Annotated in this window: 6 protein-coding genes and 1 pseudogene; all 7 read right to left on the bottom strand. The window is 66.5% G+C overall.

Going from position 1 to position 8,809, the window contains the following annotated elements:
* Window positions 1-932: ribonuclease T2 family protein (locus D7V88_RS35145; RefSeq protein ID WP_208726656.1), on the bottom strand; the 932-nt coding region annotated here is incomplete at its 3' end.
* A 153-nt stretch (window positions 933-1,085) separates the two neighbouring features.
* A complete protein-coding gene (locus D7V88_RS35140; protein ID WP_120544968.1) occupies window positions 1,086-2,804 on the bottom strand; it encodes a B12-binding domain-containing radical SAM protein in 1,719 nt (572 codons plus the stop codon).
* 262 nt (window positions 2,805-3,066) lie between these two features.
* Entirely contained in the window at window positions 3,067-3,894 is an 828-nt protein-coding gene (locus tag D7V88_RS35135; RefSeq protein WP_120544967.1) for a glycosyltransferase, read from the bottom strand.
* 164 nt (window positions 3,895-4,058) lie between these two features.
* Window positions 4,059-4,811, bottom strand: coding sequence for a hypothetical protein (locus D7V88_RS35130; protein WP_120544966.1), 753 nt, complete (start codon window positions 4,809-4,811; stop codon window positions 4,059-4,061).
* Between the two features lie 224 nt (window positions 4,812-5,035).
* Complete coding sequence (locus tag D7V88_RS35125) at window positions 5,036-5,509, bottom strand: hypothetical protein (protein WP_120544965.1); 474 nt, start codon at window positions 5,507-5,509, stop codon at window positions 5,036-5,038.
* A 34-nt stretch (window positions 5,510-5,543) separates the two neighbouring features.
* Window positions 5,544-5,606, bottom strand: a pseudogene (locus D7V88_RS45750) (hypothetical protein); the annotation flags it as partial.
* A 147-nt stretch (window positions 5,607-5,753) separates the two neighbouring features.
* Window positions 5,754-8,809 (bottom strand): hypothetical protein (locus D7V88_RS43280; RefSeq protein ID WP_158625227.1); only part of this gene is annotated, 3,056 nt, incomplete at its 5' end.

Raw genomic sequence — 8,809 nt, 5'->3', positions numbered from 1 at the left:
CCGCCACCGCCCGACGACACGGCCTGGAGCGACACGGTGGGGCAGCGGGGCCGCTGGGGATCTCCCACGCAACTGTTGCTACTGCTGTCCGTCACGTTCCTCGGGCAGGGGATGCGCGTCGTCGGGCGCCCCTGGTCGCCCACGCCGAAGCACACGGTCACCGCCGAGAGGTTGCAGCGCGGGTCGCAGCCGAAGGCCACGCTGTCCTCCGCACCAAACGCCGAGCGCAGCTCCGACAGGGGCACGCCGCCCCCGATGTTGTCGCGCAGCAGCGCGGGTGTCCCCTGGTCGCCCGGGAGCGACAGCAGGGCGTCGATGCTGCTGGAGAAGTAGCTCCTGGCATCCATCCCCGTGCAGCTTCCGTGTTTGGGCCACTCGTGGTTGGCGAGGAAGAAGTTGTCCGTGACGAATCCGGGGCCGTAGGTGCCCATGGTGTCTGGAATCGTGGAGGGGTCGGGGAAGCAGTGCGAGGGTGCATTGCGGCTCCGACATTCGCAGAGGCCGCCGCAGTAGGCCGGGTAGGCGCATCGCTGCTGCTGCTCCTCCGCGTCAGTGAACTGGGGCCACAGTCCATGAATCGTGAGGTGTGTCGCGGCGAAGCTCCCCTTGAGCTGCCGGCATTGCTCCTTGTCCGGATGGCCCGAGCAGAAGTTCGGCGCCCACGTCAGTGCGAGCAGGTACGCGCCGAATCGCGGCGTGGCACAGGCTCCGCCATCCGTGGCGGAGGGGTCGGCGGCGAAGCAGTTGCAGGCCGTGGCCTGGGGACGCCCGAACTCGATGTCGAGGGCTTCCGCTGTCGCCTGGTCGAGCGGTCGGGTCGTGGCGACCTTCGCGGCGGGCGTTGGGGCAGGAGGGGTCTCGGGGCGCGTACGACATCCCTGCACGATGACCAGACACAACCACAAGGCAAGGCTCGGCGGCGGGAGGCGCATGGTTCCCCTTGCTCTGCGCTGAGCAGAAGCGGCTCCAACGTATGGAGTCGTGGCCATGCACCACACCCCGCGCCCGGGGACGGCGGGGTGTCTGTCCATCAACGCCCTCCTCCTGGAGGGAGCGGGCGTTGCTGGAAAATAGACGTCGGTGTCTTACGCGGGCTGGAGGAAGCGGCCTTCCACCAGATGGTCGATGACTTCCCGGGCGGAGTGCGGATCCAGCCGCGCCTTCGTGCCCAGTTGCGTCACCGCGCTGGAGACGGTGGTGGGGCGCTCGAAGGTGGCCAGGGCGGCGAGCAGGATGGCCCCGTCCTGGCCCTGCGCGAGCGTCGGGTCCGAGAACTTGCGGGGGCTGACGGAAGGGGCGCAGCTCAGGGTGATGCCATCCACCGAGCGCATCACGGTCACGGGCTCCTGGGACACCTTGGCCGGGGCCCGGTGGGCGCCCAACCAGTCCCCGAGCGTGAACTGCTGCTTGGAGGGGGCGGTGTTGAGAAGCCGCGTGCGTCCGTTGATGTCCAGGTGCTTGCGGGCATCCCGGTGCTTCCACGCCAGGGCATCCACGCGGTCGGAGGTGCGCTGCACGGCCGCTTCGAGCGCGGTGTCCTTGAAGCGGATCATCGGCACGGACACGTCGCCGGGCTCGCGCCGCTCGAAGTAGTCGAGGAACTCCGTGAACGTGCGCGCTTCGGACACCATGTCGAACCGCGCGGGGTGTTCGGTGACCAGGGCTCCGGGTTGGGCTTCCAGCCGCTGGTAGCCAATCACGCAGTCGAGGTCGATGATGCGCTCCACCAGCCGGACCTCTTCCGCGAGCGTGGCCTGGCTCGCGAAGGGGAGGCCGCCGATGCCGGAGATTTCAATCTCCAGGTTCGGATGGCGGCGGGAGGCTTCAATGACTTCGAGCAGCTCCTGGTCCTTCGCGCAGGGCTTGAGCAGCCCCTTGCCCATCTGTTCCAGGCGCTGCTGTTCGGAGAAACAGCCGATGTCGAGCACCATGTAGATGCGTTGGAACGTCCGGGCCAGCGCTTCGACGAGTTCGAGCTTGGGGACGCCCCAGAGGAAGTACGTGCAGCAGTGGCGCGAGAGGTCGACCCCGGCCCAGGTGCTGCCCAGGAACTCCGCCGTGCTTCCGGCGAAGTCGTAGCGCATCTGCCAGGTCCGGCCGGCGATCTCCTGATGGTCGCGGCGCACGCTCTCCTCGGAGCGCAGGAACGGCTTCGCGCGCCCGAAGGCCGCCTTCTGGTTGCCGCGGGCCCCGCCGCAGTAGAGGCAGTTCTCGCCGCACCCCTTGCCGGGCGCGACCCAGCCGGAGAAGGAGTTGCGGTCCATCTGGCTCAGGAAGAGCTCGTTGAAGTGCGAGTAGTAGATGTCCTCGGTGTTGTTGGCGCCCTGCACGTACGCCAGCGGAAGCCTGCGGGGCTTTCCTTCAGCGTTCCGGCTCACGCAGTTGGGAGGGGTGGGGTCGCCCTGGCAGATGGCCAGCAGGGGCTTCTCGCCGTCGCCCAGCACGATGTGGTCGATGCAGTCCACGGTGCTCAACTCCCGCCACCAGTACGACGCGGAGTTGCCGCCCACGACGATGCGGATGCTGGGGTCGATTTCGCGCAGGGTGCGGGCGATGAGCAGCGCGCGGTCCACGTGGTGGAACCACTTCAGGCTGATGCCCACCAGCTTGGGGCGCACGCGGGTGACGAGGCTCTCGAAGGAGCGCACCACCTCCGCGTCGGTTTCGTCCCCGTCGTACAGCCGCACGAAGGCTTCAATCCCGCCGCGCCGCAGGTAGCTCGCCAGGTAGAGGATGCCGCACGTGGCTTCGCCCGTCCCGGCACCGACGAGGAGCACTGGCGAGAGGTCACGACCACCACGCATGGGACGAGCACCGACCTTTCCGGATCGGTTTCAGCGTAGACGATCCAAGGGGAGGCCGGAGTGGAATGATGGAAGCCCACCGCGCAGGCACTCAGGCGGCTCGTGGGCTGGCCGTCCGACGGGGACGTCACCGGCGGAGCAGTCGTGGGTGACGACGCACACCAACGTCCCAAAGGAAGACATTCACGACGACTGAGTCGCAGGACAAGAAGTCCAGCATGCGGAGCTCCAACCGCGGGCGCGGCTGGAGTCGCTGCCTCCGTCAGGGGGCGAGGTCCACGGTCTGGACCCGCTGGAACAGCTCGCCGTAGCGGCGCTCCTGGAAGGCCTGGACCAGCTCCGGATGACGTCCCTGTCGCAGGTCGCGCAGGTAGCGGTACTTGGCCGCGTGGTAGCCGGCCACCACCCATGCGAGCTTCAGCGCCGTCCACCCGCCGCGCCACAGCGCTCCATGCAGCAGGCCGTCCCGGATGAGATGCGCGGGGCGCTGGAGCAGCGCGGGCTTGGACCTGCGACCCTCCGCGAGCGCCATGACCGCCCAGAGCAGCGCATAGCGGTGCTCCTTGGCGGAGCGCAGGGAGAGGGACGTGGCGAACCGGTGTTCAATGGGGGCCTGAAGCCGCCCCGCGCGCATGCGTGGCAGCGCTTCGTGGACGATCATCTCCGGACGCCAGACCGCGACCTCCCTGCGAATGAGGCGCGCGCGCCACTCCGTGCGGTACAGGAAGCGATGGCCGTCCACCTCCGCCCAGTCGTGCCGGGGCAGGCGGTAGACGACTTCCTGGGGTTGGCTCTCCTTCCAGGTCCGGATGGCCTGGATGGCCTCCGCGCCCAGGTATTCGTCGGAGTCGAGGAAGAAGACGTAGTCGGAGGGCTCCAGCGCCGCGATGGCCGCGGCCCGAGCGGCGCCATAGCCCGCCCAGGCCATCGACACGGAGCGAGCCCCCATCCGCCGGGCAATCTCCGTGGAGCCGTCCGTGGACAGGGAGTCCAGGGCGACGACCTCGTCGCAGACCGACAACAGGCCTTCCAGGCACCGGGGCAGGGTGTCCTGGTTGTTTCCGTGGATCACGAATCCGGCGAGCCTCACGCCTCCGCCACCTTTCCTCGCACGGACGGGCTGCGTCTGCGTGCCACCGGACTCTAGCCCACCGGCCCCCCGCCGGAAGGTCCTCATGACACCGCGTGGCAAGGGCGCGCGCTCGCAGGCCACCCACCTCCTGTGGCAACGCGTGAGCGCGCACATGCCTGGCGTCAGGAAAAGGGTTGTCCCTCCAGGGCCACGGAGCCCCCCGGTAGGGGGCCCTCCGCGCGGTACAGCTCCAGGACGATGTCCGGCGGAACGGCCGCATCGAGTGCGCGTTGGTAGCGCAGGTGCAGGGCGGCGTAGCCGTCCCGCTTGAAGCGCAGGAACATCCACCCCATCGCGCCAGCCATGAGCGTGACAAGCGCACCGAGGGCGAGCCCGTTTCGGAAGAAGACGGCGGCCATGACGGCGCTCACCGCCACCCCCGCGAGGAGGCAGCCCACACGGCGGGACTTCCCCAATCGCGTGTACCGCGCGAACTCCTCGGGAGTGAGGGTCTGCCGTGCTTCCTGGTGGGCGCGCTCCTCGTGTTCGGGGCCGTCCATCTGGTTGAGGTGAACCCTGACGCGATACCAGGAGGGCTCGACGTGGAACTGGTCCTCCACGGAAGTGATTTGAGGGCGGGGACTGCGAAAGTCCTCGCATCCCCCGGCAATCGCGGTTCCCGAACCGAGGTGGAGCCCGAACTCGCGCCCGAGCGTCTCGAACTGTTGCGAAGGGGGCGGAACAAAAGGCTCATCGACGTGGATCTGGAGGATGTAGCTGCCGTCCGCGTGGGTGTAGATGGGGAGCAGCTCGCCGCGTGCAGCGCTCGCCTCCAGCGCCTTTCCTTCGATGGAGCGCTTCGATGGAGGCAGCCCGGCATCCCAGATGCCCACGCACGCGATGTCCGTTCCCGTGTGGATGCGGTGCCGAGTCATGCGCGGGATTATCGATCATCCATGTCCCCACGAGCCAATCCATCCACTCAAAACCAAGGCCCCGCGGGTGTGAAGGCAAGGTCGGGTGTGGCTACCCTCCTGGACAGAGGAGTGCCCCGCCGATCCCTCGTTCGTCGTGGTCGGCAGCGGAGGATGGAACGCGCGGGAGTCGGGTGGATCCCTGCGGGGGCCCCAGGGGATGCCGCGGCCTGGGGCCCCCGTGCTCAGTTGCGCACCTTGCCCGTATACAGGCTGGTGTTGCCGTCCGAGAGCACGATGCGCCTTGCCTCCCAGTCAATGCTGGGGGTGGGGGCCCAGAAGGTGTTCCTGTTGCTCGAGTCCTCGTCGTCCGTGTGGATCACGCCCCTGGGCACGCCCGGCACCAGGAACTGTGCATCGAAGTCCGGGTCCAAGAAGACGCCATAGGGGCTGCCCAGATCCGGGAATGCGTTCATGTGGCGCACCCCCTGATTGCCGGCGGCATTCGAATCCTTGCGGAACAGACAGAACTGCAGGTGGGTGCCATTCTGGCCCTGCGCGTTCGGCCAGATGTTCTGGCTGTTGGTATTGTGATTGGCGAAGTCCTCGTTGTCGAAGGACCGGTGGAAGGGCACCGCGCCCACCGGGCAGTTCTGATCCAGCTTGAGCACCGCGTAGTGATATTTGTAGCTCTGTGAGTCGGCGGAACCGCGCGCCATCGACCTTGCAGAACTCCAGCAAGGTGTCGGAGACGGACCTGAAGGCCCCCACCCACGGGCTGGCCCAGCTTGCGTTCCGACTGTTTTCATCGTCCATCAGGATGAAGACGCGCTGACTGTTCACCTGGGTACGACGTGTCCGCTCAGACTTCCCCCATGTGGTCGTCCGGGGGAACCCTCCCTGCGAGGGACTCCCCAGACGGGGCTTGTTCAAACACCCAGACGCCCGTTGACCCGGGAAGTACTACCCCCGCAGGACTCGAAGCTCCTTGCTTGAGCCAATCGCGGGGTCCCCGAACACGTTATCCGAGGCGGTGATTCTCCCCGACACCCCGCCGACCACGTTCCAACTCGTGCCGGTTCCGAACGCCACCGTCGTCGGCTCGTCTCCCACGTTCACCGTCGCCCCCTCGCCGCCGACCCGGTCGAAGTCCTGCGGGACGTTGTACTGGGTCCGGTTGGGGTAGCCGACCTGCCGGTAGTAGCCCTTGTTCGTGGTGCCAGACCCCGGGTCGCCGAAGGTGGCGGTGTTGAAGGTGACGGCGCCCGTCAGCCCCGCGATGAAGCGGTATTTCCCATTCGCGCCATAGGCCACATCGCAGGGCCCTGGCAGGTTGAAGGTCGCGTTGTTGTTGACTCCGGCATTGAAGGTGGAGATGTCGTATCCACCCGGCAAATCCCTGGGCACATTGATGGGCGTGTTCGCGCTCGGCCCCTGGTCCCACCCGGTGACGACGAACAGGAAGCGTGTGGGCAGTGACTGCTCATAGAGCAGCAAATCGTCCGCCGACGTGGTGCCGGCCAGCATGCCCAGGTTGGGCTGCGCCACCGGGGACGTGAACTCCCCTTGGGCCTGCGCATTGCTCAAGGACTGGAGGTACCAATCCCGCGCGATGGCCGGGAAGTACTTCAGCTCGAGCGCCCACAGATACGCCTCCTTGAGGAAGTACAGCCGGGCCGACATGGATTGCGTCGGCGCAAGCGTATTCAGATACGTGTAGAGGCCCACGCCGCTGGAGGCGTTGCTCGTCGAATCGCGCGTGAAGGAGAAGGAGAAGTCAAACGTTCCACCCAGGTACGTCTCCCCCGAGGCGGCGAGGCCGTCCTCACTGCCAATCTCCGCCGTCTCGACGAACCCCGCATAGACGTTGACGTCCAGGTGGACGCCGAAGCCCGTGGTCGTTCCGCTCGACACCCGGTACTGGCCGTCGCAGACCGAGCTGCCGCTCATGGCGAACTTGAGGTACTTCTGACCGTTGAGGTCCGTCTTGGTGCCGTACTTCTCGATGACAGCCGTGACGTAGTTGTGCCCCGTGTAGAACGTGCTGAGGTCGGTCCCATCCGGAGCCGTGAAAATCTGCTGAATCTCCGCCGGTGTCTTGCCAGCGGTCCCCAGCCTCTTCACGCATTCGGTATACAGCTTGAACATGCGGTCGTTGATCGCCTCCGCTGTATAGGAGTCGACCATGCCCGGCGTGCAGGCATAGGTGAAGAAGTCGCCCGCCACGGTCTCATCGGCGTCGTCCGAGACGACCGGCCAGTGGGCCACGACCAGGGGCGCCGGGCTGAAGTTGGCGTCGTGGTTGAAGTTGAGATTCGTCGCCGTCCCGTACTGGGAGCGCAGCCAGAACAGGGACCGTCCGAAGTAGCACCCGTAGGGACGGACCAGGTAGGGAGACGCGTCATCGAGCGGGAAGTACGGATGACGGTAGGCCTTCGTCGCCACCTTGATGCTCTGGGCCGTGAACTTCCCGTCCTGCCACGCGAAGCGTCCGGAGGCTCCAGCCTTCGCGCTGATGCCCCAAGCGACTCCCGTCTTGTAGCCTCCGAACGCTCCAGTGGCGGCCGTATCCCTCGAGGAGTACTGGATTCCCAGGCTCGCGGAGAGGTTGATTTCATTCAGGACGATATCTTCCTGAGTGGTGTTCATCTCATAGTCAAACAGGTTCCAGTCGGCCATGCCGTCGGGGCTGGCATTCCCCCAGACCTCTGGCGCCGGGAGAGGCATGGGGAACGGGTCGCAAATCGCCGTCAGCACGCGCTTGCCGGCGTTCTGCTGGGTCGGGGCGTGGAGCATCGTCTGGACCTTGAAGTCGCCATACTTCAGGGACGACATCTGGATGGGCGAGCCCGGCGAATTCGAGCAGCGGACCCAGGCGAGCCCCATGATGATGGGGAGGGTGGCTGAATCCTCGCTCGACGTCTCGGGGACCAGACCGACCGAGAAGCACAGCGAGAGCGGCCCCTCCGTGTCCTCGGTCGTCGAGGTGAAGATTTTGCCGAACTCCGTCCAGGTGGGGGCGGCCGAGGAATCAAGCTGGCGCAGCGGCCGGATGTCTGGAATCACGGCGATGGAGATTTGATGACTGGCGTTGGTGTCGCCGAACAGGGCGACGAGCCGTCCAGCGGGGTCCACCGCCAGGCTCATGCCCGAGGCCTTGCGGCTCTTGACCGATGAAGGCCACGACAGGAGCATGGGCGAGTGCGCGGGAGTCGCGTTCGCGTGGCACGCGGTGTCCAGCGTCCAGGAGAACGTGGTCGTGGTGGCGTGGTTCTCGTCCCACAGCGCCGCGATGACACAATTGACGGAAGGGCTGGTGGTGATGGCCCCCGGCTGGGTGACGAGGATGGTGCGCAGGTCGAGGTTCGAGAGGTTCGAGGACGTCTGGCTGGGGCTGGTCGCGGGGGCCGTCGTGTACCAGGGCGCCACCACGGGAGACCAGTCGTTGGTGATGGGATTGTAATCGTTGACATCCAGGACGAGGTGGCAGACCTGCAGCGCGTTGTGCGCCGAGTCCCAGACGAGGTAGTTGACGAGAATCTCCGTCTCGCCCTTGCCGGCGCAGGCCGATACGCCCTTGGAAAAGACCTTCGCGGTCGTCTTGCTGGCACCGGCTGTGGCGGCCGGCAGCGAGAGCTGACACCAGTCCGTCTTGGAGCGGGTGCTTCCGGGGACGATGCGGACCGCGCACAAGGCGTTGTTCTGGGTGTCAATCCAGAAGATGTAGACGAGGTCGCCGAGCGAGACCACACCGATGCGCTTCTCGGTTTCGAAGGCGAGGGCGGACTGCGACGAGTCTTTCTCGATGGTGAAATGGGTCCAGGGGTCCAACCGGCTCGGATTCCCCGAGGTGCGGCTGAGGTAGGCGACGGTGGACGAGCTGATGTAGCCCTGGAGCGTGTCGTCGTCGACGCCCACCATGGCGAGGGAGGAGCCGGTCTGGATGAGGCGGAACTCTCCATCGTCACCGTCGACGTCCAGCGGCTCTTCAACGGGGATGCTGATGAAAGGGGTGGGAG

The sequence above is a fragment of the Corallococcus terminator genome (assembly GCF_003611635.1).
Taxonomy (GTDB): Bacteria; Myxococcota; Myxococcia; order Myxococcales; family Myxococcaceae; genus Corallococcus; species Corallococcus terminator.
This window is presented reverse-complemented; position numbering and strand designations above follow the sequence as displayed.

What these genes read in the sequence shown, in the direction of transcription:
- D7V88_RS35140 (WP_120544968.1), bottom strand. Translation starts at nt 2,804, where the DNA reads ATGCGTGGTGGTCGTGACCTCTCGCCAGTGCTCCTCGTCGGTGCCGGG.
- D7V88_RS35130 (WP_120544966.1), bottom strand. Translation starts at nt 4,811, where the DNA reads ATGACTCGGCACCGCATCCACACGGGAACGGACATCGCGTGCGTGGGC.
- D7V88_RS35125 (WP_120544965.1), bottom strand. Translation starts at nt 5,509, where the DNA reads ATGGCGCGCGGTTCCGCCGACTCACAGAGCTACAAATATCACTACGCG.